The organism is Streptomyces griseus, assembly GCF_001715295.1.
Taxonomy (GTDB): Bacteria; Actinomycetota; Actinomycetes; order Streptomycetales; family Streptomycetaceae; genus Streptomyces; species Streptomyces griseus_G.
The window spans coordinates 601,245-624,207 of the sequence record NZ_MDKB01000005.1; the positions used below are offsets into that span (position 1 = coordinate 601,245).

Sequence of the window (22,963 nt, forward strand, 5' to 3'; positions counted from 1 at the left end):
TTCCTGCGGGTCCGACGCTAAGGGCTGTCCCGCACTTCCCGGTGGATCAGCGCGCGGCATCGGATGCGCCGCACCGTGAGGCGAAGGAACGTCCACATACCGGACACGGGGGACATCCCGACGCCGCTCGCCCGACGGGAAGCGCCGGGACAGCCCTCAGCCGCAGCCCGCGGCCATGCCGCTCGGGGCAGGCCGCTCCGCCGCCGGGTCGCCCGTCACCCCAGGTTCGGGATCCGCCAGTCGATGGGCTGGTGGCCCTGGGCGGCGACAGCCGCGTTGATCTGGGTGAAGGGGCGGGAGCCGAACCACTTCTTCGCGGAGAGCGGCGAGGGGTGGGCCCCCTTCACCACGACGTGACGCTCCTGGTCGATCAGCGGTATCTTCTTCTGCGCGTAATTGCCCCAGAGCACGAAGACCGCCGGATCAGGCCGGTCCGCCACCGCGCGGATCACCGCGTCCGTGACCTTCTCCCAGCCCTTGGCCTTGTGCGAGTTGGCTTCGCCGCCCCGGACGGTCAGCACCGCGTTGAGCAGCAGGACGCCCTGCTCGGCCCACGGCATCAGGTACCCGTTGTCGGGGACGGGCAGGCCGAGCTCGTCGTTCATCTCCTTGTAGACGTTGCGGAGCGACGGCGGTGTCCTGACACCGGGCCGGACCGAGAAGCAGAGCCCGTGGCCCTGGCCCTCGCCGTGGTACGGATCCTGGCCCAGGATGAGCACCTTCACCTGGTCGTAGGGCGTGGCCTCCAGGGCGGCGAAGACCTGCTCGCGCGGCGGATACACCGGCCCGCGGGCCCGCTCCTCCTCGACGAATTCGGTGAGCTCCTTGAAGTACGGCTTCTGAAGCTCTTCGCCGAGGACGCCGCGCCAGGACTCGGGCAGCAGGTCGGTGTCGGTCACGTCCACAACCTCCGGTAAGCAATCGGTTCTTGATCCCCGAACCTACCGGGCGGCACTGACAACGCCGCGCCGCCCGCCTCCTACCAGCTGGTCTTGCGGTACAGCTCCCCCATCTGCATGACCGTCTGCGGGTCCAGCGCGCGCTCGCCGCCACCGATGTCCTCGCCGGCCGCCACATAGAGTTTGCTTTGCCAGAGCGGCAGCAGCCGGACGTCCTCGACGAGGATCTCCTGAGCCCGTCTGAACTGCTTGGAGACGGCTCCGCGGTCGCTCTCCTCACGGGAGGACGGCAGCAGGTCCCGGGTGATCTCGTCGGCCGGGTACGGCGTCCCGGTGACGCTCTCCTCGCCGACGAACGGGGCGATGAAGTTGTCCGGGTCCGGGAAGTCGGGGAACCAGCCGCGGCCGAAGACCGGGTAGTCGCCCCTGGTGAAGCCCTCCTGGAAGGTCTTCCACGGCGCGCTCCTCAGCGTGATCCTGAACAGGCCGGACGCCTCGAGCTGGCGCTTGATCTCCGCGAACTCGGGAGCGGTCGACGAGCCGTAGCGGTCCGTGGTGTACCAGAAGGTCATCTCGACCGGCTCGTCGATCCCCGCCCGGGTGAGGATGCGTTTCGCCTCGGCCGGGTCCGGGTCGCCGAAGGCGTCGAAGAAGCTCGTCGTGTGGCCGGCGATACCCTTGGGCACCATGGAGTACAGCGGCTCCGCGGTGCCCCGGTAGACCTCGGCGACGAGGGCGTCACGGTCGACCAGCTGGGCGATGGCGCGCCGGACGGCGAGCTTGCCGGCGGCCGGGTCCTCGGGATCGAAGACCAGGAAGCGGATGTCGGCACCGACCGTCTCGACGAGCTGCAGACCGTTGTGGTCCTGCTGGTCGTCCTCGAGGCTGACGACCTCCTCGGCGGTCAGACCGCGGTACGTCGCGTCGATCTGCTTCTTCTTCAGGGCCGCCACCATGGGGGCGGAGTGGTCGAAGTAGCGGATGGTGACCGCGCTGTTCTTCCGGTCGGCGAATCCCTCGTAGTCGGGGTTCCTGGTGAGTTCGGCCCTCTTCCCGGGCTGGTAGACGTCCAGGACGTACGGCCCCGAACCGGTGACCTTGCCGCCGTCCCGGATCCTGTCCGCGGGGTACTCGCCGGGGGCCACGAGCGACATCGCGGGCGTCGCCAGGACGAAGGGGAAGGTCGCGTCCGCCTTGACCAGGTGGAAGAGGACCGTGTCCGTACCCTCGGTGTCCACCCGGTCGAGGGAGCCGAGAAGCCCGACGGGGCCGCCCTTCACCTTGATCTTCCTGATCCGGTCGACGGAGTACTTCACGGCCCGGGCGTCGACCTTCTCCCCGTTGGAGAACGTCAGGCCCTCACGCAGGGTGCAGCGGTAGACCGTGCTCGTGGCGTCGGTGAACCGGCAGGACCGTGCCGCGTCGGGCTCGGGGCTCGAGCTGCCCGCCGGGAAGCTCACCAGAGTCTGGAAGACGTTCCGCATCAGCTCCCAGGAACCGTCCCAGGCCGCCGCCGGATCCAGGGTGGAGGGCGAACTCGTCGTGCCCACCGTTATCCGCCGATTCGGCTGCGCACTGCTGTCGGGCAGGAGTCCGCAGCCGGCCAGCAGAGAAAGGGAAGCGAAGGCTGCAGCAGACTGCAGACCGGCCCGGTAGAACACGCGCACGCTCCTCGATCAGGCTCGGGGTCGGCAGACCGTACCGCAGCGCCCCGCCGGGTCAACCTCCGGTCCCGGCGGGGCACTTGAGCCAATCAGGACGCAACTGGTCCCAGTTTTTCCCTCAGGCCACGCCGGCATTCAGGAAGATCCCGCCGTCGACCACGAGTGTCTGCCCTGTGATCCAGTCCGATTGCTCGGATGTGAGGAACGCGGCCGCGCCGCCGATGTCCCGCGGAACACCGAGCCGCCCGAGCGGGTAGGCCGCAGCCGCCTCGGCCTCGCGGCCCTCGTACAGGGCCTCGGCGAATTTCGTCTTCACCACGGCCGGTGCGATCGCGTTGACCCGGACGCCCGGCGCGAACTCGTGCGCCAGCTGGAGGGTCAGGTTGACCATGGCCGCCTTGCTCATGCCGTAGGCCCCGATGAACGGCGACGCCGAGACCCCGGCGACGGAGGCGATGTTGACGATCGCCCCGCCGTTCTCCTTCTGCCAGGCCTTCCAGGTCTGCTGGGCGAATCCGAGCGCCGAGATCACGTTGGTCTCGTAGACCTTGCGCGCCACCCCCAGGTCGAGCTCCGCCATGGGCCCGAAGACGGGGTTCGTGCCTGCGTTGTTGACCAGGAAGTCGACCCGGCCGAAGGCCTCCATGGCGCGCTCCACGGCGACCGCCTGGTGCGCCTCGTCGTGCGCCTTGCCGACGACCCCGATCGCCCGGCCGGCACCGAGCCTCTCGACGGCCTCCTTGAGCGCTTCCTCGCCGCGGCCCGTGATGCACACCCGGTCGCCCCGGGCGACGAGCGCCTCCGCGATGCCGTAGCCGATACCGCGGCTCGCACCCGTGATGAGCGCGACCTTGCCGCTGTCCTGCACAGTCATGATGTCCGTCGCCCTTCCGGGATCAGTTGAGCGGTCCGCCGGCGACGTACATGACCTGTCCGGACACGAAGCCCGCGTCGTCCCCCGTGAAGAAGGCGATGGCGTTGGCGACGTCCTCGGGGCGGCCCACCCGCTGCACGGGGATCTGGGTGGCGGCCGCGGCCTGGAACTCCTCGAAGCCCATGCCGACCCGCGCCGCGGTCTGCGCGGTCATCTCGGTGACGATGAAGCCGGGCGCGACGGCGTTGGCGGTGACCCCGAACTTGCCCAGCTCCTTGGCCAGCGTCTTGGTGAAGCCCTGGAGGCCGGCCTTGACCGCGGAGTAGTTGGCCTGCCCGCGGTTGCCGAGCGCCGAGGAGGAGGACAGCGAGACGATACGGCCGAACTTGGCCTCGACCATGTGCGACTGGACGGCCTTCGCCATCAGGAACGCGCCCTTGAGGTGCACGTTCATGACCAGGTCCCAGTCCGCCTCGTCCATCTTGAAGAGCAGGTTGTCGCGGAGTACGCCCGCGTTGTTGACGAGGATCGTCGGGGCCCCCAGCTCGGCGGCCACGCGCGCGACGGCGGCCTCCACCTGGGCGCTGTCCGAGACGTCACACCCGACGGCGAGGGCGGAGCCCCCGGCGGCAGTGATCTTCTCGACGGTGTCCTTGCACGCCGCCTCGTCGAGGTCGAGTACGGCGACGGCGCGGCCCTCGGCCGCCAGGCGTACCGCGGTGGCGGCGCCGATGCCCCGCGCCGCTCCCGTCACGATGGCGACACGCTGCTCGGTGGTGGACATGCTTGGTTCTCCTCGCCCTTGGATCGCGGCTCAGCGGACGTCAGGAAGTTCCCGATAACTGAGCAACCGCTTAGTACCTTCAGCAGACGAGACGCTAGAAGCCCTGGCACCCAGTGTCAACGGCCCACGGGGCCACGGGCGCATGTCACACCGGACGGCGCCGCGGCCGTACGTCGCGGACGGCGGAGCCGGCTGCGCGATCAGCGCACCAGGAGGTCGAGCAGCCGCTCCACCTCGGCGGCCGGATCCGCGGTGAGCCCGCTGTGCACCGCGCCGGGCTGGACGACCGTGGAGCGCGGGGCGATCAGCCAGCGGAAGCGCCGCCCCGCGTCGTCGCCGGCCGCCTGACCGGCCCCGTCCCCACCGCCGCACACACCTTCGACCGCGCGCAGCGCCGCCCGCACGCCTGTCACGTCGGCGTTCGGGTCCAGTGCCATGAGCTTGCGCTCGTCGAGATGCGTCCGCGCCGCGACGAAGGATCTGGCCCGGCAGTACACCAGCACGCCCGCGTTGAAGCACTCGCCGCGCTCGACCCGCGGGACGACGCGCACCACCGCGTACTCGAAGACATCGCGCTGCGTCATCGGTCGTCGTCCTCGCTGTCGCGTGCGGTGCCGGCCTGGGAGGCACGGTCCTTCTCGGCGGCGTGCCGCCGCGGGGCCAGTCGGTCGGTCAGCCAGCCCGGCGCCTGGGACGGCCTCGCCCTCGTGGGTTCCCCCAGGAGGATTCGCTCCTGGATCGTCCCGGCACGGGCGAGGAGCGGTTCCACGTAGGCCCGTCGCAGCTGGTCCGTGGTGTCGAAGCCGGGCTCGCCGGCCAGCCACTCGTCCGGCACGGCGGCCGTGACCTCGGTGAGCAGCTCGTCGGTGACGAGCGGGGCGAGGTCGGCGGCGGCGGCCGCGATGTCCGGCGCGAAGGGGGCGAGCACATGGTCGGAGGCGTTGTACGGCTTGGCGGCCGAGGCCTGTGCGCCGGGCCAGTTGTGGTGCCAGATCATCGTGGCGCCGTGGTCGATCAGCCAGGTGTCACCGTGCCACACCAGCATGTTGGGGTTGCGCCAGGACCGGTCGACGTTGTTGATCAGCGCGTCGAACCACACGATCCGCCCGGCCTCCGCCGCGTCCACCTGGTAGGCGAGGGGGTCGAACCCGAGCGAGCCGGGCAGGTAGTCCATCCCGAGGTTGAGCCCCCCGCTCGCCTTGAGGAGTTCCTGCACCTCCTGATCCGGCTCCGCGAGCCCGATCACCGGGTCGAGCTGGATGGTCACCAGTTCGGGCACGCGTAGCCCGAGACTCCGGCCGAGCTCCCCGCAGATGACCTCCGCGACGAGGGTCTTGCGCCCTTGCCCCGCTCCGGTGAACTTCATGACGTACGTGCCCAGATCGTCGGCCTCGACGATCCCTGGCAGCGATCCACCCTCCCGCAGAGGCGTGACATAGCGGGTCGCTACTACTTCTTCCAGCACTTTCCCAGGCCACCCATCTTTTCACCCTTACAATCCACGGACGGCCTCTCCCGAGCGTGAAGCCAGGAGTCACCGGCCAACGGCGCCGGCGTGAATCTGGGGAGTTTCGGCCGGCAGGTCGGTCTCCCCCCGCCCCGAGCAGACCGTCGAGGGTGCCACGCCCCTTGCTACCAGCTTCCGGCATGAAGTGAGCATAGTAACCGAGGGTGATCGGCGGCGAGGACTTGGGTCCGCGATGCTGTGCGCACACATGCGCGGGACACCCCCGCGTCGGCGGGGAGGACGTCTACGCCGGCGGGTCCAGCGAAGTCAGCCGCACCGAGCAGGCCGGCACGGGCGGAGGCTGTTGGCCGGGATGTCACCGACCGCGTGCACCTGAACCGCCTTGCCCTGACCGGCACACCGGCCGTCACCGGGCACCTCGCGGTCACGTCCGGCGTCAGCGACGTCATCGCCCCGCAACTGCGCGCCGCCTTCTACCGCGCCGACGGCCGCCTGCTGGGCACCGGGACCTTCGAGTACGCGGAGGAACACCGAGCCGGAGCCGCGGCCACGATGAGCACCGGGCGACGGGAGCGGGCATCGACTTCACGATCCCCGGCACGAAGCTGAGCGGGACACCCGCCGCAGCCGCGGTCTCCGTCCCCGTACGTGTCGACGAGTAGCAGCCCCGGCCTGTCCCGCATCGCGCACGGGACTGCGGCCGGAAGGGTCTCGGGTCACTTGCTCGCAGCGAAGCGCATCAGGGCGTGCTCGTCGCCCTGCTTGATCTTGCCCGTCTGGTTGATCACTTCGAGCTTCCAGCTGTCGCCCGCGCGCATGGCCTTGGCCACGGCGCAGCCGTTGTCCGAGGTGAGCAGGCTGGGCCAGATGTCGGCGACCTGCTGGGAGCTGCCGCCGGTCGCGTCGTACACCTTGAAGCTGATGTTGCGTGCCTGCTGGAAGGAGCTGCCCTTCTTGTAGGCGGTGGCGATGAACACGATCGAGGTGACGTGGGCCGGGATCCGCGCGAACTCGACGGTGACGGTCTCGTCGTCGCCGTCGCCGTGCCCGGTCTGGTTGTCGCCGCTGTGGATCAGCGAACCGTTGCCCATGGGGTCCAGGGAGTCGAGGCCGGCCAGGCGCACCGGGTCCCCGTTGTGCATGGCGATGGCGATCAGGTCGAGGTCGGTGCCCTTCTTGCGGCGGAACTTGCCCATCACCCCGCCGCTGCTGCCGGCCGTGGGGTCCCAGGACACACCGATGGACATGTGGGTGACCCCGTCCAGGTCCGCCGGGCCGTCTTCCTTGGTGAGCGTGATCATGCGTGGAGCATCCTCTTCATGGTGGGATCGCGGGACGCGGAGTGCGCCCGGATCATGAGCCGTTCTTCTTCCCGTGCGGAGCGCTCCGCCGCCGGCCGGGTTCAGTCGCGCGAGTTGCCGAACACGAGCCGGTACCCGAGGAGCAGGACGAAGGAACCACCGATGGCCGCGCCCCATGTGGCCAGGTCGAAGAACTCGTTCGCCACCGGCCGGTCCAGGAAGCGGGCAGACAGCCAGCCGCCGACGAACGCTCCGGCGATACCGATCAGGGTGGTGATGATCAGGCCGCCCGGGTCCCGTCCGGGAAGCAGGAACTTGGCGAGGGCTCCGGCCACGAGCCCAAGGATGATCCAGCTGATGAAGCCCACGTCGTTGTCCTCTTCTCCTGCGCCGAGGGCGAGGCCGGGGTCGGTCTGGTCTCGGCGACCTTGCATTGCGCAGTTGCGCAACTGTAGTGCACAGCAAGAACGACGCCAACGGGCCGTGGACGGTTGCGTTCGTGGCCCAGCTGCTGGCCGGTGGCCTCGTCGTGAAACCGGAAGGAGACGCCCCGCACCGCTTCGAAGGTCCGGCCGGTGAAGGAGTTCGCAAAGAAGACGATCCGGTCTACGTGGCCAGGTACGGCCCGTAGGGCGACAGCGAACGTTTCGTCATCGCCCCGCCCGTAACCGCTGGTGTCGCCGACTGAGCCGTCGAGGCCGAGCTGGTTCCGAGGGAACACGACGTCGGCGAACTGGCGGCCCCGAGAAGAGCAGGGCGGACGCGCGCATCCCCAGGTCCCGGGCGGCGACCCGGCCGAGGAGCCCTGTGCGGGCGGCCCGCCGGCCCAGCCCGACGCGCACCACCGCGAGGGTGCCGTCCGCTGTGGCCAGGGTGATCCGACGGCCGTCGCTCATGTTCACGGACACGGCATGGCGGCTTGCTTCGGCTGGATGGAGAGGCCGGGCGGGGTGTCGCGCGGTGGATCGGACAGGCCCGCCGTCCGGACGCCCGGGAAGGGTGTGTGAGGGACTGCCGGACGGCGGGAGCTGGGGGATGCGGTCAGACGTTGACGCCGAAGTCCATCGCGATTCCGCGCAGCCCGGAGGCGTACCCCTGGCCGACGGCGCGGAACTTCCATTCGCCGGCGTGGCGGTAGAGCTCTCCGAAGACCATCGCGGTCTCGGTGGAGGCGTCCTCGGAGAGATCGTAGCGGGCGATCTCCCGACCGTCGGCCTGGTCGACGACCCGGATGAAGGCGTTGCGGACCTGGCCGAAGCTCTGGCCGCGGTTCTCGGCGTCGTGGATGGAGACCGGGAAGACGACCTTGTCGATGTCGACAGGTACGGCGGCGAGGTTCACCTTGATCGTCTCGTCGTCGCCCTCTCCCTCGCCGGTGAGGTTGTCGCCGGTGTGCTCGACGGAGCCGTCCGGGCTGGTGAGGTTGTTGTAGAAGACGAAGTGCCGGTCCGAGACGACTTTGCCCGACGCGTTGCAGAGCAGGGCGGACGCGTCCAGGTCGTAGGCGGCACCGCTGGTGGTCCGCACGTCCCAGCCCAGGCCCACCAGGACCGCTGTCAGCCCGGGGGCCTCCTTGCTCAGAGACACGTTGCCGCCCTTGGCCAGGGAAACTCCCACTGCTCTTCCTCCACTGTTCCGGTTCGCGCCGCGTCGGCGGCTTCTCGACTGGTGACAACGCCGAGGCTACCGTCCGAGTTCCCCACTTGCGCAACTCCTAAAGTATTTTCGGTGGGCAGCCGGGACGGCACCGAGCCGGACGGCGGCGTGTCGAGGGAGAAGTGAGTGAGGGAGGGGCGGATCCGGTGTTCAGTGACGTAGGCGTGATGGCGGGGTGGGGATCCTCATGCCGGGAATCATCGGCGTGCCGCTCTTCGGACCCGACAAGCTTCCCGAGGTGATCCAGGACGTGACGGGATTCCTGCGCAAGGTGCGTGCGTCCTCCGAGAACGCCACGCGGGAAATCCGTTCCGAGCTGGGTCCGGAGTTCGAGGACTTCGCGTTCGAGGACCCGCACCCGAAGACGTTCGTGCGCAAGCACATCCTGGACGGCGAAGGCGACGCCTTCGGGCTCACCGCGCTCCGTGACGCCCTGGATCCACGTCCAGGCACTGACGCGGATCGCCGACGCGGTCCGCGGGGCAGCCGATCCGCAGACCGAGAGTGCTTCACCGTCACCCCGCGTCGACCTGACCGAGCGCACCGCGGCCGCGCAGGCCGCATCCCGCTCGTACGACCCTGATGCGACGCGACGGTCGGCTTCCCGGCGGGCGGGGGGCGACGAGGCGTGACGCACCTCACGATACTTCAAAACTTGCGCAAGGTTTAAAGTTACGCCTGGGAACGAATGGCACGACGTCCCGGGAGAGCGCGCTGCTCGTCGGGGGGCCGGCGGACGGGCTGCGGGTGACAGTGACCGACCGGCCCGCAACACTCCGGGCGACGTACCCCTGCGTCGTCGGCGAGCCCGGCGGCGGGGTGAAGGTGGAGGCGCTCCACGTCCACCGGCCCGTCTCACCCGTCCAGGACGAACGGCTCCGGTACGGGTACGACCCGGCCGGCCCGTAGGGCAGCGAGCGCGCCCTCAGCCGGTGAAGTCGCGAGGCCCCGAGGCCGGAGGAGTCGAAGGGGTGTCGCGCTGCTGGACGCCTTCCGCCTTCATGGCTTCCGCCTCGCTCTTGAGGATCCTCATCGACGTGCCCAGCGCGCGGGCGGCGTCCGGAAGCTTCTTCGATCCGAACAGCAGGATGAAGGCAAGTGCCACGAGCAGCAGGTGCCAGGGGTGCAGGGCGTTCGCGAACACGGCCGCCGTCCTTCCGTCCACTCGTCGTCGCGGGATCACCAGTGGCGTCACGCGGCAACGATTATTGCTAGATTGCGCAACTGTACAACCTTCGGGTGGGGCCGTTCGTCCCCTGTGTACGAGCCGGGATGAAGGAGAGCAGGGGCATGGAAGGCAGACACCGCACCGCACGTGCGCACCGTGACGCTGCTCCCGGTCGGCGCCGCAAGCGGGGGCGCGGCGGGCGGCTGGTGGCGACAGCGGTGGCGCTGCTCGTGCTCGTGACGGCCGGAGTGGGCTGGCTCTATGTCGAGCTGAACGGCGACATCTCCACCTTCGGCGCGGACGGGCTCTCCGACAACCGGCCGGCCGCCAGCACGAAGGGGCAGAACGTCCTGGTCATCGGCTCGGATGCGCGGACCGGCGGGAACGAGGAGTTCGGCGGCGGGGACAAGCACGACATCGGGCGCTCCGACACCGCCTTCCTCTTCCACGTGTACGCGGACCAGCGCCACGCGGTGGCCGTGTCCTTTCCCCGCGACACCCTCGTGGACATTCCGCCTTGCCGGCTGCCCGACGGCACATGGACCAAGCCGCAGAGCAACGTCATGTTCAACTCGGCGTACACCGTGGGCCAGACCGCCGAGGGCAACCCGGCGTGCACACAGAACACCGTGGAGAAGCTCACCGGGCTGCGCGTCGACCACACCGTGGTCGTCGACTTCAAGGGCTTCGCCGCCCTGACGGACGTCGTGGACGGCGTACGGGTGTGCCTGCCCGACGACGTCTACCGGAAGGACCTCAACCCGAAGCGAGCGACCCGGGGCGAGCGCATCTTCGCCAAGGGTGAGCAGATCGTGTCCGGGCAGGAGGCCCTGGACTACGTGCGGCTGCGGCACGGCATCGGCGACGGTTCCGACATAGGCCGGATCAAGCGCCAGCAGGCGTTCGTGGCGAGCCTGCTCAAGAAGGTCAAGAGCGACGGACTCACCCCCACCAGGCTGCTGCCGCTCGCGAACGCCGCGACGAAGTCCCTGACCGTGGACCCCGGCCTCGGCTCCGCCGACAAGCTCATCTCCTTCGCGATGTCCCTGAAGGACATCGACCTGCACAACACCAAGTTCGTCACCATCCCCTGGCGCTACCAGGGCGCGCGCGTCGCGATCGTCGAACCCGAGGCCGACGCGCTGTGGGCCGCCCTCAAGGCCGACCGCACCCTCGACGGCAAGAACAACGACGCCACCGAGACGGCAGCCACCGCCACCCCCACGCCGGTCTCCGGACAGGGCATCGCCGTGGCCGTCTACAACGGGACCCGCACCACCGGCCTGGCCGCCCGCGCCGCCGAGACTTTGAAAGAAGCGGACTTCACCGTGACCGGCACGGCCACGGCCGCCACCCAGAACCACACGGCCACCGTGATCGAATACGGCCCGGGCCGGAAGGACCAGGCCGAGACGGTCGCCCGGCTCTTCGCCACCACGGACCTGCTCTCCGTATCCGCCGCCGGCATCAACGTGATCCTTGGGCAGTCCTACGCGGACCATCCCACCGCCACGCTCCCGAACACGCCCGCGGTGGCGCCCACCAAGGACACCCGCTCCGCGGACGATGACCCCTGCTCCAACCTCTCGTACGGCTGAGCGGTTGCCCTATCCTGATGAGCGATTACGGGGGAAGGGACAGTAAGTGGACTGGTTCTGGTGGGTTCTCATCCTGTTCTGGACGGGCGGCTTCGCGTGGGCGGCGGACACCATCCGCACCGCCCTGCGCCACCGCCACGAGCGCAGGATGGAAGTCCTGGAGGCACAGAAGCAGGCACGTCTGGCGCTGGAGGCGGCCCACAAGACGCCGGAGCCGGTGTGCGGCTGCACGCACCACCTGGCCAAGCACGACAAACAGGGCCGCTGCCACGAGCGAGTCGAGGTGCCGACGGCCTGGGACGAGAACAAGAAGCCCGTGCGGTACGAGGCGGGTCGGTGCAACTGCCAGCAGTACGTGGGCCCGCAGCCCCTGTGGCAGGTCTTCGCGGAGGAGCTGACAGACCGGGCCTGAGCGGGTCCTGGTGTCCAGGGCGCTGCCCGGACACCAGGACCGCGAGGCGAAGCGCGGCCCGAGGACACAGTCCTGGACACGCACCCGACCGCACGCCGAGTCGTCGACATCCGGCAAAGGTTCAAGTCGAGCGGCACGGCAAGGTCCTTCAGGGCAGGCGGAGGACAGTGCCGACCAGGCTTCCCGGCTCACCGGCCGAGGATCGTGGCGGTCGGTCGACTGCGGGGCTGCACTCGCCGGAATCCTGCCCTGTCACTGTGAGCCGCGCACCAGGCGTCAACGTTCCGCTTGCTGCCCGTCGTAACGGGACTTCGTCGCCCTGAGAGCTGTCGCGTAGAGGGCGAGGACGGTGGCGAGCAGCAGGTAGTACAGCGGGGGCAGCGGGCCCATGGCGAGCATCGGCCCGAGTGGGGTCAGGGGCAGCACGATGCCGATGGCGGCGAGAGCGGCGGCCGCGAACCGGACCGGGCCGGCAGCGCTGTTACCGGCTCCTTGCCGGGTGCCTCGCAGCAGGATCATCACCAGGGCCTGGGTGAGGAGGTTCTCGGTGAACCAGCCCGAGTGGAAGATGTCCTGGGCGTCGGCCGCTGCCCTCGTGGTGAGGAGGAGTACGGCGAAGGTGGCCACGTCGGCGGTGGCGTTGAGGAGCCCGAAGCCGGTGATCGAGCGCAGGAAACCGCTGGGCCGCAGCCGGGTGGGAGCGCGAAGTGCGTCCGTGGCGGGGCGGCTGTAGGCGAAGGCGAGCTGGGCGGCGTCGAAGCACAGGTTCTGCACCAGGACCTGTGCGGGCAGCATCGGCAGGAAGGGCAGCAGGAGCGCCGCGGCGAGCATGGCGATGACGTTGCCCAGGTTCGACGACAACGTGATGTGCAGATACGTGGCGATGTTGACGCCGCTGATCCGGCCGACGGTGATCGCGTGGTCGACCGCCGCGAGGTCCTTCTCCGCGAGGACGACGTCGACGGTCTCCCGGACGACATCGACCGCGCTCTTCGGACAGATGCCGACGTCGGCCGCGTGCAGGGCGGGCACGTCGTTGACGCCGTCGCCGAGGAAGCCGGTGACGCGGCCTGCGTCGCGGAGAGCTGTGACGAGGCGGGCCTTGTGTTCGGGCGCGCAGCGCGCGAAGACGGTGGTGCGGCGGGCGGCCTCGGCGAGTTCCGTGTCGTCGAGGCGGTCGATGTCCTCTGCGGTGAGCACGCGGCCGGGGTCGAGGCCGAGCTCGTGGCAGGTGTGGGCGGCGGTGCCCGGGTGGTCGCCCGTGAGGATTTTGACTGCGACACCGCGCTCGGCGAGCGTGCCGAGGGCCGCGGCCGCGGTGGGCGCGAGGGCGTCACGCAGGACGACGAATCCGCGGAAGTCGAGCCCGCGTTCGTCGGCCGGGGTGTAGTCCCGGTGGCGGGCGGGACGCTCGGCGAGGGCCACGGCCAGCAGCCGTGCACCCGTCTCCGCTTCGCGCGCGGCCAGGGCCAGGAGCCGTCCGTGCTCTGCGTCCTCCAGAGCACACCGTTCGAGTACGTTCTCCACGGCGCCCTTGACGACCAGGGTGTGCGTGCCGAGGCGGCCCGAGCAGCGTACGACGGCGGTCGCCAGGCGGCGTACCGGGTCGAAGGGCAGCGCGGCCACGCCGTCGCAGTCCAGGAGTTCGTCCTCGCCGGTGGCGTCGAGGATCGCCTCGTCCAGGGCGTCGGGCGTCGGCAGCTCGGCGAGCTGCAGGGTCCACCAGGCGTTGACACCGGCCCAGCGCAGCACCTCGGGATCGTTCTGGCCCTGTGCATCCACCGAGCGGGTGACCACGGGCCGGTCCTGGGTGAGGGTGCCGGTCTTGTCCAGGCACAGCACGTCGACGGCACCGAGGTCGTGCAGCGCCGGCAGTCGTTTGACGATCACCTTGTGGTCGCGGGCCAGCCGGGCGGCTCCCCGGGCCAGCACCGTCGTCACGACCACGGGCAGCATCTCGGGAGTCAGGCCGACCGCCACAGCGACGGCGAAGGGCAGCGTCTCCAGGCCGCGCCCGTGCAGCGCGGCCCCTGCCGTGAGCACCAGCGGCGGAGTCAGCAGCATGAACCGGATGAGCGTCCAGGAGATGCCATGGACCGCCTGGTCGAAAGCGCTGCCCTCGCGCCGGCCCGTCGTCCCGTGGACGGCGGCGAAGCGCGTGCGGGCGCCGGTGGCGACGACGACCGCGGTCGCGCTGCCGTACGCCACACTGCTGCCCAGGAAACACATGTGCGGCTGAGCGAAGGGGCCGACGTCCGTGCCGCTGGGGGTGTCGAGCGGGTACTTGCGCACCGGCGTCGACTCGCCGGTGAGAGCCGCCTCGTGGACGCGCAGACCACTGGCGCGAAGGAGCCGTACGTCGGCAGGCACCAGATCGCCGGGGCCGAGCCGGACGACATCGCCCGGAACGAGTTCCGTCGCCGGGATCTCCCGGGGCCGGGCCGCCGACTCTTCGGAACCGGCACGGCGCAGCACGGTCGCCGTGGTGGCCACCGACTCACGCAGCGCGGCCATCGCACGGTCGGCCCGGTGCTCCCCGGACGAGCGCAGGAGGCAGCTGACGGCGACCAGCGAGAGGATCACACCCCCGGTGCCCCAGGCGGCGACGATCACCGACACCAGGCCGAGGCACAGCAACACGGCGGTGAAAGGATCACGCAGACCGCGCAGAAAACGCCGGGGCCAGGAGACCGGCCGCCAGGCAGGCAGTACGTTCTCGCCGTGCCGGGCCAGTCGCAGCTCGGCCTCCGCGTCCGTCAGGCCACGTGGTCCGCTGTCGAGGCGCCGCAGTACCTGCAGCGCGGTGAGTGCGACCGGCGCCCTCTGACCGGTTGGCGCCGGCCTGTCACCGGCGTCCGGGACCCTCGGGTCCGGGGCCGCCGTCTCAGGCACCGAAGCCGCGACGGCGCGCGAGAGTCCGGGGCTCCTCGGCACGGGTGGAGAGCTGCCCGACCATCGCCCGGACCACCGCCACCACATCGGGGTCGCCGACGAAGTAGACCTGGCGCCGCCCTTCGCGCCGTGACCGCACCAATCCCGCGAGCTTCAGCTTGGTCAGGTGCTGGCTGACCGCCGGCAGCGCGCCACCCACCCGTTCCGCGAGCCCGGTCACGTCGCTTTCCCCCTGCGCGAGCGCCCACACGATGTGCAGCCGCGCGGGCGAGGAGAGCAGCCCAAAGGCAGCCGCGGCCTCCGCGAGAACCCCGGCAGGAGGATCCGCGAACTCGCCCGCGTCTGCCGCCACCGCTGTTCTCCCGTCCCGAGTACGCCGAAGACCCCAGTCTAGAGCCGTTCCCGAAGCGGTCCCCCGCTCCCCGCGACGTACCCCGTTGCCAGGGTTTCCGCCATGGTTGACACAGGGGAGACGACTCAGGCATGACCGGAGAACCGAGCGGCATCCGTCGGCGTCGGCGCCGCCCTGTTCGCGGTCATCGTGGCCAGCGGCAGCCTCTGGGCATCCGCGGCCAGCTTCTACGTACCCCTCACGCTCGGCTGGTTCGCGCTGGTCGAACTCTCGTGTCCGACCGCGATCGTCGCCGGACACACGGCCCGTCGCCGCGCCGGACGCCGGGGACTGCCGGGGTGGGCGCCGGCCGCGATCGTCACCAGCCGGCTGTGTGCCCTGTACGCCTTGCTCGTCATGGGCGCGGCCGTCGGCCTGGTCGTGGGACCGGCCGTACTGTCCGACCACATGAAGTGAGCTGCGGAGGGACATCCGCGCGCCCGGCCTCTCCCTCGGCAAGGACGACGACCGAGTCCTGCGGTTCGAGAAGCAGCGGGGCGGTTTTCGACGGGTTGAGGAAAATTCCGTACGTGGGCGGCTCCTCGCTGTGCCGGGCGAGCCGGTAACCGATCGCCGTCTCGCCCACGCGTCGTGCCGCCTCGACCACGGTGGCGAAGTTGGCCTCCGCGCCGGGGACGACGTAGTCGGACGTCGGCTTGAGGTAGATCTCGGAGCCCTCCGGGTTGAAAAGGTCGGTGAAGACGTCGTACAGGGCGCGGTTCTCGGTCAGCTGGGTGAGCAGCAGGCTGATCACCTTGGTGCTGACGATGAAGTCGTCGGCCTTGGTGACCTGGGCGACCTCGCGGTTGGCGTCGTCGTTCATCTCCGTGACGATGGAGTACGGGTCGCCGAGCGTGTCCTCGATGTCGCGCAGGTGCAGCAGCGTCACGAGCGTCCGGTCGTCGGCCGGTCCGGGGGCGACCGTGTCGTCGGAGAGGACGACGATGTGCTGATAGCTGCCCAGGTCCAGGGCTTCCAGCGACGACCGCCGGGTCGGCTCGCAGTATGTGTAGCCCACCGTCAGGTTCGCCACTTCCCGGTCGAGCGCGGTTTCCGGCCGGCGCGGCGCCGCTATGTCGAGCGTGGAGCCGGGCTGCACGAAGCTGTCGAGCAAGGTGACGAGCTTGGCCGTGCGGGAGTTCTCGCCGATGAGCAGCGTGCGGTCGAGGGTGGGCGGCTGGGCGGGCGTCGAGGTGATGGCCTCCTCGACGACCTGGGGGCGGGTGCGGGCGGGACGGATCAGCAGGTCGTCCTCGGCGATCACGAGGAGCTGGTCGCCGGCGTGGACGACGGTGTCCATGGCCGGATTGACCAGCACCTCCCCGTCGCTCCGGCGCAGCCCGGCCGGTGCCCCGGCCTCGAAGGCGTGCAGGGCCTCCCCGTACGTCCGGCCGACGAGGGCGGGTTCTTCGCGGAGGTAGAACTCGTTGCCGACGAAGCTGAGCAGCTCGTTGAAGACGCCGGACAGGCCGGTCTGCCGGTGGGCCTGGGCGATGAGGCGCACGGCGATGTCCTCGGCGTCGATGACGAGCGCGCCCTCGCCCGCGGCGAGCCGGGCCGCCGCGAGGTTCTCCGAGTCGTGCACGGCGGCCACGATGTGCGGGCGGGCGCCCCGCCACGCACGGCTGTGCAGGAGCAGCAGGACCTTTATCACGTCGACGTCACGATCCTGGCCCACCGGGGGCAGCACCATGATCGCCTTCGCACTGTCCGGGCTGACCAGATCCAGGTCGGGCCGCACGAGGGGACTTCCGGACCGGCAGATGACGCGGGTGCTGCCGGTGTCGGGCACCCGGGCGCGGATCGCGTCCTCCATGGCGACCTTGTCGCGGTCGGCGAGGATCACCACACACAAGCGCCGCTCACTCTGGTTCGCCTCGACGAGCTCGGCGATCACCGTGAAGACCTGGTCCGACCAGCCGAGAACGATGGTGTGCCCGTGCTCGATCAACTGCGTGCGGCCCTTACGCAGTTCGTGGATCTTCTGGTTGAGGCCGGTCGTGAGCACACCGATCAGGGCGCTGACGATGAAGATCCCGCCGATCGTCACCGTCAGCATCAGCCCGAGGAAGGCCGGTCCGCCGGTGTCTCCGCCCATGGTGCCGGGGTCGAGGGTGCGCAGCAGACTCATCCACGCCACCCCGAGCCAGCCGCCGTTGTCCTCGGAGTCGGTGTCCGTGAACAGCACCACCAAGGTCGAGGCCAGCGCGATGAGCAGCACCGACGCCAGCGCCAGCCAGATGATCAGGGCCGGCGTCCCCCGGTCCATCGTCCCGTCGAACCAATATCGAAACCGAGTCCGCAGCCTCGCGCGCGCCACCGATGCCTCCCTACCTGCGACTCCCGACCTGCCAGTTGATCATTCTCCCAGGGGGTGGAGGAGGCGGCTGCTCATGATCAGGCCAGACATGTCCTGCATCACGGCGCTCGGTCATGGGCTGTGATCGCTGTGGCGTAGAGATCACCACGCCAGCGCTTCCCACGCGCCGTGCCTCGCCTCCGCAATGTTGTACGTGCCGCGCACGCGCAGCGGACCGCACAACCCGAGGCCGGCTGCCACCCGGCTATGGAGAACCGTCGAGGGGCCGTCACACTGCGCCTAGTCCGGCCCGACCGCGGATGTGGCATTCGCTTTCGCGCGCGGTCACTCACCTGAGTGAACTACCGCTCAACCACCTTCGGGTACCGCCTGTCTCATTCTCCCCTCGCCTCGTGGAGGCAACCGGCATCCTCAAAGCCCCGTAGCGGCTGACGAAGCGAGGGGAGGCTGTCTCATGAGACATGCGGAGCGCGGTGAAGTCCTTGCGGCAGATCCTGTGCGACCCGGCCCTTCAGGGCCGGATGCGGGCGGTCAGCACCACCGTGACCTCCGGAAGCCGCCCCCTGGCCGCCGCGACCGCCGGTGCACTCGCACTCGTCCCCGACGTGCCGACCGTCCTCGCCGTCGGCGCTCTCCTCCAGGGCGTGCCGGTCCTCCTGCTGCCGGCCTCCCCCGTACGCGCTCTGCGAACCATGCCCGTCCTGCCCGCCCTGGCCAACGGCCTCAAACCCGGCGGGCGGCGGCAGAACTGAAACAGCAGCGGGAGCACACATGAACAAGGGCTCCCACTCGGCCTGCGGGGAAGGCCGCCGCAGCAGGTCCACGGCCTCGCACGGGAGCGGTTCGGGAACTATGTCGTCGTCTTCGACGCTGCATGCGACCAGGTCCCGGTATTCACCGCCGGGCCGTAAACCTCCCGAACGTTGTCCTTGGGCGCGGACCTAGTCTTCACTGCCGGTCCCTCGGCAAAGGCACGGAGCAGGTTCTCGGTCGTCCGGGTCACGAATGCTCCGGTACGTGCGTCCATGCCATGGTCAGTCCCGTTGTCGCCGGACCCGGCCATCAGCGCTTCGACCCACCGCATAGTCCCCGAAGCGAACACCCCAGCACCGCTGGACACGGCGTAGTACGCCGAATCGGAGTAACTCTCCTTGCCGTTGCACGTGAGTGGGGAGTGGGCGACGATCTCGATCGGCGCCCGCGGGAGCGCTTCCGGGACGACTCGGTCGTACTCCACGCCGACCAGGTGAGGAAAGGAGTCGCCCCGCTTGACGCCGGTACCCGCGAAGAGCCAGTGCTCTGCGTTGTGGACGACGTAGGGGGCATCCGTGGGATAGCCCTCGTAGAGGACCCCGGTCACGAGGGATTCGGGCGCGGCGGCGGGGGCGCTGCGGAAATCGGTGGTCACCAGTGCGGGACGACGAGGGTAGAGGGGATCGTCCTGATAGTCGGACTTGTAGCAAACCACCGTGCGCCCCTCTCCCCCGGGGCCGCTCTCCAGTCTGATACGGCGGAAACAGGTGTTGGCGCCGAGGAAGGCGAGATTCGTTCCGGCGTCACGGGCCCGGGACAGGTACTGCCGCTGCTCCGGCGTCCAGTACTCGTCGTGACCGAGAGATACGGCCGCTGTGGCGCCCTCCAGCACCGAGGGGTCGGAGTGGATGTCGAGACCGGTGGTGTACGCCAGGGGGATGCCCAACCGTTCGGCCAGGACCACCGCGGCTCGCTCGTACACCAGGAACTTCTCGGCGCCGTCACCGTCGTAGGGCCGGTCGAAGGAGACTGCGAGCGCACGCGTCGCATACTGGCCGTCGGCACCCGCGTAAAGGCTGTATCCGCCCCAGAGGTTGTACGCCTGCCACGTGGCCGGCGCGTGGATCAGCAAGGTCTTCCCTGCGGCGCTGCGGGAACGGACGATCAGGGGAATGTAGCGCTGCGGGCCGGCCGATGCGTCCAGCCGCAGCAGGTAGGCGCCCTCCGGCCACCCGTCCGTGCGCACTTCGACCGTTCGCTCCCATCCGGCTCGCACCGTGCGCGTCGCGGGAATCAGGTGCGACGGTCCCTGGACCCGGCCGTCCAGCGTTCCGGAGCGCCAGACCAGCCTGGCCTGTGCACCGCCGTACCAGCCGACCCGGTAGGCCGAAACGCGGAATCCGGGTGAGGTGGTGGAGACGTACAGCCCGAATCTCTCCCCCGGCAGGACACTCGACTTGTCGGTGTAGCCGACGACGCTCCCGGGCCGGCCCATCGCACGCAGACGCCAGTCGGAATCGCCTTCCCGAGCACGCTCGGACGGCTCGGTCGAAGGTCCAGGTTCTCCGCCCGCTGGTGCCGCGCAGCCGCTCAGGGCCGTACCGGTGGCGCCGGCACCTGCCACGGTGACGGCTCCCAGGAAACGTCTGCGACTCAGCCCGGTCCCGGGGCTGTCGGTTGCGCTCTCGATGTGGTCCGCATCTCCGTCCATTCCACCCATTCCGTCCGTGCACCGTTCGAAGAGACGTACACAGCCCCGCCCTGCGTACGTGATGCGGGCTGTGCTCTTGTCGCCATCGTTGACGAGTCCACGGTCTTCGGCATATCCACGCACCCGAAAGCTGCCGGGAAGTCCGGCGTCGCCCGTCGACCATCACCTCGCCAGTCCCGTGCGCTGCCAGGCGGCGCAAAGCCGCAGGTTCTGTCTGTAGAGCATCCCGGAGAATCCGTGATCACGAATGACCGGCAGAAAGCACCACTCATCGCCGCTCGGCCGCACCCAACGGGCCGACGCCGAGGCCGAGGCCGACGCGAGGAGGCCCAGGGGAAAGAGACAGAGGACGTACGCCCACGGAACGGTCCGCGACCTCCGGGAGCCGGGACCGCTCACACACGCCGACTGTTCTTCTTCTCCCACTGCGGAATCCGTCCTCGATCGGCCGCCGACGATCAGGAGATCCCCCGAGGCTGCCCATTTCCGTCGTGTCCGCAGTACCTCAGGGGGTCGACGGACGGGAGTTCGCGCGCGAGATACGTTTCCGACGCAACGCGAACGGCCTACCCCGGTGCGCTCTTCCGGCGCACTCGGGTGTCCGCCCGGCCCGATGGTCGGTGGAAGCGTCGGGCGTTGTGGAGCATCTACTGCGTACACGCGTGCCGCTGCTCTGCCCCGCCCTCGCAGGCACTCGACGCCTCCTCGGCAGCGAATCCGCCGGCGTGGCCTTCCGAGCCACCATGTCCGCGGCAACGGTACTTCCTGGGGAGGAGTGCCCGAGCCACCAAGCCGAATCCATGACAGGCTCTCCGGCTTCCGGCACGACGATGCATGAGGGAAAAGCCCAGGGTGTGTGCCCTCGCCTGTGGGGGGTCACAGCAGCACCACCCCGGCGACGGTCGCGGCCGCTCCGAGGAGCAGCGCCACGGTGCCGCAGGTGAGGTCGAACAGGCGGGAACGGTCCTGGGCCGCGAGGTCCGGGGTGAAGAGGGCGGGGTCGTCGGGGTCGTAGTGGATCATGACGTCGCGGCCGTGGGAGTGGGCGGGGTCAGGCAGGTCCTCCGTGCAGTAGGCGGTGACGGCCGTCCCCGTGTGCGTGGTGAAGGCGATGACAGGCATGTGGCTGAGGAAGGTGACGCCCTCGCTGTCGGTGCTCGTGTCCGTGAGTACGGCGACGACACGGCCGGGGACAGGGGGCTGGGAGGTCAGGGCGGCGATGCGGCGCCGTACCGCGCGTGCGTTCTGGGGTACGTACCACAGGCCGGACAGGGTCCAGGGCAGGCCGAAGCCGACCAGGGCCCACGGCCAGCCCCGGTCGATCGCCGCGAAGACCACCAGTCCGACGTAGATCAGGAAGACCGCGAAGTTCGGCCACCCGAGTCCGCGCGGTGCTGCCTCCAGGTCGCCGGTGAACCGGTAGGCGTGCGGTCGTCCGGGCGGGTAGTGGACCCCTATGTCCCGGCCCGTCCAGGCCACGGCGATCCTTTCCCCGTGGTCCCGGTCGTTCGTCACGGTGAACTCCTCACCGGTGGAGGGATCCTGGAAGGAGACGACCACGGGTATCCCGTCGCGCTGCGAGCTCCCGTGCCGGGGCTCGCGGACCCGCTCGATCCGCCCCGGCACCCTCACCGCACGCTGCGCCGCGGTCACTCCGGCCAGCGACCGGACGTAGCCGACCAGCGCGACGGTGCCGAACAGCGCGCACCACAGCGCCAGATATCCCCGCAGGCCCATGGCTTCCCCTTCCTCGCTCTTCCTCGATGAGATCGCCCGACGCGGTGGGACGCGTCCGGTGCGGCGCCCCTCAGTGCGCCGGGGTGCGCCGGACCACCGTGCCGTCCCCGTCCGCCTCCAGCGAGGCGGTTCCCCCCGCCCCCGTCACACCGACCCTGACGGTGAGTGAGCCGGTGAGGCGTTCGACGGTGAGCTGCCAGGTCTGCGGGGCACCGACGCCCAGACTGCGCTTCGCCTCCCCGACGAGGGAGGGGAAGCGTTCGTAGGGCAGGGAGTCGGGGTCGAACGCCGGGGCCTGCGAGACGGTGGGCGCGTACACGACCGACAGCAGCCGGTCCTGTACGACGACGGTGAGCGCCGCGCGCGCGTCCGTGCCGGTGGAGAGTGAGGCGACGGCTCTGCGCAGCGCGGCCTTGTCGAGGAAGGACTGGTGCGGGCCGAGGGTGACCGTGCCGGAGGCCGCCGACACCACCGTGGTCGACGAGGAGGATGAGGAGGAGACCGACGGCCGGGTGGGGGACGGCGGCTGTGCCGTGGCGCCCTCGTCGAACAGGTCGGCGCGGAACAGCAGGACCACACCGGCCGCGGCGAGCAGCAGGGCGAGCAGCCTGACGTAGCCGACGGCACCGGTCTCGTCGGGTTCGCTCTCCAGGACCGGCCCGGGCGCCGCGTCGAGGTGGGCACCGGCCGCCCGTTCCTCCCACCGAGGCGTCGGCCTCTTCACGATCCTCACCCGCCACGGTCTGTCCGGCGGGTACTGGACCACCACGACGCCGCCCGGCCGGTGGTCGGGCAGGTCCGCGGGGTGGACGGGCTGGGTGAACGCGACGCGGTACGCCGGTGCGGTGTCCGGCGCGACCGTCGACACGAACCGCACCGCCACGTCGCCGGCCGCCTCGTCCCCGAGGAGCTCCCGGCTCTCGATCACCGCAAGTGCCGTACAGGGGGCGGTCGCCGCTTCCCGGGCACGTCCCGGCGCGCCGGAGAGGAAGAGGAGCAGGCCGTAGATAGCGGGTAAAGCCACTCCGGTGACGAACAGCGGCACGCTCTCGATGACGGCTCCGACGACGAGCATGGTCGGCGACGCCCCGATCACACCGCCGGTCAGGAGCCCCCGGGCGAGAGCGAGGGGCGTGTTCCGCGCGGGAGGCGCGGCGCCGGCGCCTGTGGTGGCCGTCATGGAGGTGATTGTGTCGGGTTCGGCGGACGGCCGGTAGACCCCGGTGTATCCGCTTCCGGGGCTGCCGGGAAGGACCCGGAGCGGGGAGCGGCCGGCCCCGGCGCCGGTGTCCGGAGTCGACCTGTTCGTGGCGTTCGTCGGCGAGCACCGGGGCC

The 22,963-nt window shown here is 70.1% G+C and carries 24 protein-coding genes; 7 read left to right on the forward strand and 17 right to left on the reverse strand.

What is annotated here, in order from left to right; genetic code table 11:
* Positions 1–215: 215 nt before the first annotated feature.
* The 6 genes from BA175_RS27385 to BA175_RS27410 form a co-directional block, all read right to left on the reverse strand.
* On the reverse strand, positions 216–899 hold the full coding sequence (locus tag BA175_RS27385; RefSeq protein ID WP_069174299.1) for a uracil-DNA glycosylase: 684 nt from the start codon (positions 897–899) through the stop codon (positions 216–218).
* Between the two features lie 80 nt (positions 900–979).
* On the reverse strand, positions 980–2,560 hold the full coding sequence (locus tag BA175_RS27390; RefSeq protein WP_069174197.1) for an ABC transporter substrate-binding protein: 1,581 nt from the start codon (positions 2,558–2,560) through the stop codon (positions 980–982).
* Positions 2,561–2,681: 121 nt separating this feature from the next.
* Positions 2,682–3,437, reverse strand: coding sequence for an SDR family oxidoreductase (locus tag BA175_RS27395; RefSeq protein ID WP_069174198.1), 756 nt, complete (start codon positions 3,435–3,437; stop codon positions 2,682–2,684).
* A gap of 22 nt (positions 3,438–3,459) precedes the next feature.
* A complete protein-coding gene (gene fabG, locus BA175_RS27400; RefSeq protein ID WP_069174199.1) occupies positions 3,460–4,221 on the reverse strand; it encodes a 3-oxoacyl-ACP reductase FabG in 762 nt (253 codons plus the stop codon).
* 200 nt (positions 4,222–4,421) lie between these two features.
* Positions 4,422–4,805, reverse strand: a complete 384-nt coding sequence (locus tag BA175_RS27405) for a DUF3037 domain-containing protein (RefSeq protein WP_069174200.1) — start codon at positions 4,803–4,805, stop codon at positions 4,422–4,424.
* Positions 4,802–5,686, reverse strand: coding sequence for a HipA family kinase (locus BA175_RS27410; protein WP_107407654.1), 885 nt, complete (start codon positions 5,684–5,686; stop codon positions 4,802–4,804). Before BA175_RS27410 ends, BA175_RS27405 begins: the two co-directional genes overlap by 4 nt.
* A gap of 369 nt (positions 5,687–6,055) precedes the next feature.
* Here BA175_RS27410 and BA175_RS27415 point away from each other — a divergent pair, with 369 nt between their 5' ends.
* Positions 6,056–6,298 carry a hypothetical protein gene (locus tag BA175_RS27415; protein ID WP_069174201.1) on the forward strand — a complete coding sequence of 81 codons (243 nt, stop codon included), beginning with the start codon at positions 6,056–6,058 and terminating at the stop codon, positions 6,296–6,298.
* 107 nt (positions 6,299–6,405) lie between these two features.
* Here BA175_RS27415 and BA175_RS27420 read toward each other — a convergent pair whose 3' ends face one another.
* The 4 genes from BA175_RS27420 to BA175_RS27430 all read right to left on the reverse strand — a co-directional run bounded on the left by BA175_RS27420 (position 6,406) and on the right by BA175_RS27430 (position 8,607).
* On the reverse strand, positions 6,406–6,990 hold the full coding sequence (locus BA175_RS27420; protein ID WP_069174202.1) for a TerD family protein: 585 nt from the start codon (positions 6,988–6,990) through the stop codon (positions 6,406–6,408).
* Positions 6,991–7,091: 101 nt separating this feature from the next.
* Positions 7,092–7,358: a GlsB/YeaQ/YmgE family stress response membrane protein gene (locus BA175_RS27425; protein WP_069174203.1), complete on the reverse strand. Its 267-nt coding sequence runs from the start codon at positions 7,356–7,358 to the stop codon at positions 7,092–7,094.
* Positions 7,271–7,711 carry a TerD family protein gene (locus BA175_RS32265; RefSeq protein WP_079159825.1) on the reverse strand — a complete coding sequence of 147 codons (441 nt, stop codon included), beginning with the start codon at positions 7,709–7,711 and terminating at the stop codon, positions 7,271–7,273. Before BA175_RS32265 ends, BA175_RS27425 begins: the two co-directional genes overlap by 88 nt.
* Positions 7,712–8,031: 320 nt before the next feature.
* The gene (locus BA175_RS27430) at positions 8,032–8,607 is read right to left on the reverse strand and encodes a TerD family protein (protein WP_069174204.1); all 576 of its coding nucleotides are present in this window, start codon (positions 8,605–8,607) and stop codon (positions 8,032–8,034) included.
* Between the two features lie 226 nt (positions 8,608–8,833).
* Between BA175_RS27430 and BA175_RS27435 the strand changes: the two genes are divergently transcribed.
* Together BA175_RS27435 and BA175_RS27440 are read left to right on the forward strand one after the other, a co-directional pair.
* Complete coding sequence (locus tag BA175_RS27435) at positions 8,834–9,229, forward strand: preprotein translocase (protein WP_175420929.1); 396 nt, start codon at positions 8,834–8,836, stop codon at positions 9,227–9,229.
* A 164-nt stretch (positions 9,230–9,393) separates the two neighbouring features.
* Positions 9,394–9,555: a hypothetical protein gene (locus BA175_RS27440; protein WP_254668001.1), complete on the forward strand. Its 162-nt coding sequence runs from the start codon at positions 9,394–9,396 to the stop codon at positions 9,553–9,555.
* Positions 9,556–9,571: 16 nt separating this feature from the next.
* Here BA175_RS27440 and tatA read toward each other — a convergent pair whose 3' ends face one another.
* On the reverse strand, positions 9,572–9,790 hold the full coding sequence (gene tatA, locus BA175_RS27445) for a Sec-independent protein translocase subunit TatA (RefSeq protein WP_069174206.1): 219 nt from the start codon (positions 9,788–9,790) through the stop codon (positions 9,572–9,574).
* A 146-nt stretch (positions 9,791–9,936) separates the two neighbouring features.
* Between tatA and BA175_RS27450 the strand changes: the two genes are divergently transcribed.
* Positions 9,937–11,412, forward strand: coding sequence for an LCP family protein (locus BA175_RS27450; protein WP_069174207.1), 1,476 nt, complete (start codon positions 9,937–9,939; stop codon positions 11,410–11,412).
* 46 nt (positions 11,413–11,458) lie between these two features.
* A complete protein-coding gene (locus tag BA175_RS27455) occupies positions 11,459–11,824 on the forward strand; it encodes a hypothetical protein (protein ID WP_069174208.1) in 366 nt (121 codons plus the stop codon).
* Between the two features lie 276 nt (positions 11,825–12,100).
* Here BA175_RS27455 and mgtA read toward each other — a convergent pair whose 3' ends face one another.
* Positions 12,101–14,803, reverse strand: a complete 2,703-nt coding sequence (gene mgtA, locus BA175_RS27460) for a magnesium-translocating P-type ATPase (RefSeq protein ID WP_079159826.1) — start codon at positions 14,801–14,803, stop codon at positions 12,101–12,103.
* Complete coding sequence (locus BA175_RS27465; RefSeq protein ID WP_069174210.1) at positions 14,709–15,068, reverse strand: ArsR/SmtB family transcription factor; 360 nt, start codon at positions 15,066–15,068, stop codon at positions 14,709–14,711. The genes mgtA and BA175_RS27465 overlap by 95 nt, the downstream gene beginning before the upstream one ends.
* Positions 15,069–15,257: 189 nt before the next feature.
* On the opposite strand from BA175_RS27465, the gene BA175_RS27470 reads away from it, so the two are divergent.
* Positions 15,258–15,524, forward strand: a complete 267-nt coding sequence (locus BA175_RS27470) for a hypothetical protein (protein WP_079159827.1) — start codon at positions 15,258–15,260, stop codon at positions 15,522–15,524.
* Here BA175_RS27470 and BA175_RS27475 read toward each other — a convergent pair.
* A complete protein-coding gene (locus BA175_RS27475) occupies positions 15,463–17,376 on the reverse strand; it encodes a CASTOR/POLLUX-related putative ion channel (protein WP_079159828.1) in 1,914 nt (637 codons plus the stop codon). The genes BA175_RS27470 and BA175_RS27475 overlap by 62 nt on opposite strands.
* A gap of 512 nt (positions 17,377–17,888) precedes the next feature.
* Here BA175_RS27475 and BA175_RS27480 point away from each other — a divergent pair.
* A complete protein-coding gene (locus tag BA175_RS27480) occupies positions 17,889–18,179 on the forward strand; it encodes a hypothetical protein (RefSeq protein WP_069174211.1) in 291 nt (96 codons plus the stop codon).
* Positions 18,180–18,277: 98 nt separating this feature from the next.
* On the opposite strand, the gene BA175_RS27485 is transcribed toward BA175_RS27480, so the two are convergent.
* From BA175_RS27485 to BA175_RS27495, 3 genes are all read right to left on the reverse strand, one after another.
* Positions 18,278–19,675: a N,N-dimethylformamidase beta subunit family domain-containing protein gene (locus BA175_RS27485; protein ID WP_368073327.1), complete on the reverse strand. Its 1,398-nt coding sequence runs from the start codon at positions 19,673–19,675 to the stop codon at positions 18,278–18,280.
* Positions 19,676–20,767: 1,092 nt separating this feature from the next.
* On the reverse strand, positions 20,768–21,628 hold the full coding sequence (locus BA175_RS27490; protein ID WP_069174212.1) for a DUF3592 domain-containing protein: 861 nt from the start codon (positions 21,626–21,628) through the stop codon (positions 20,768–20,770).
* Positions 21,629–21,698: 70 nt separating this feature from the next.
* On the reverse strand, positions 21,699–22,808 hold the full coding sequence (locus tag BA175_RS27495; protein WP_069174213.1) for a hypothetical protein: 1,110 nt from the start codon (positions 22,806–22,808) through the stop codon (positions 21,699–21,701).
* Positions 22,809–22,963 lie beyond the last annotated feature (155 nt).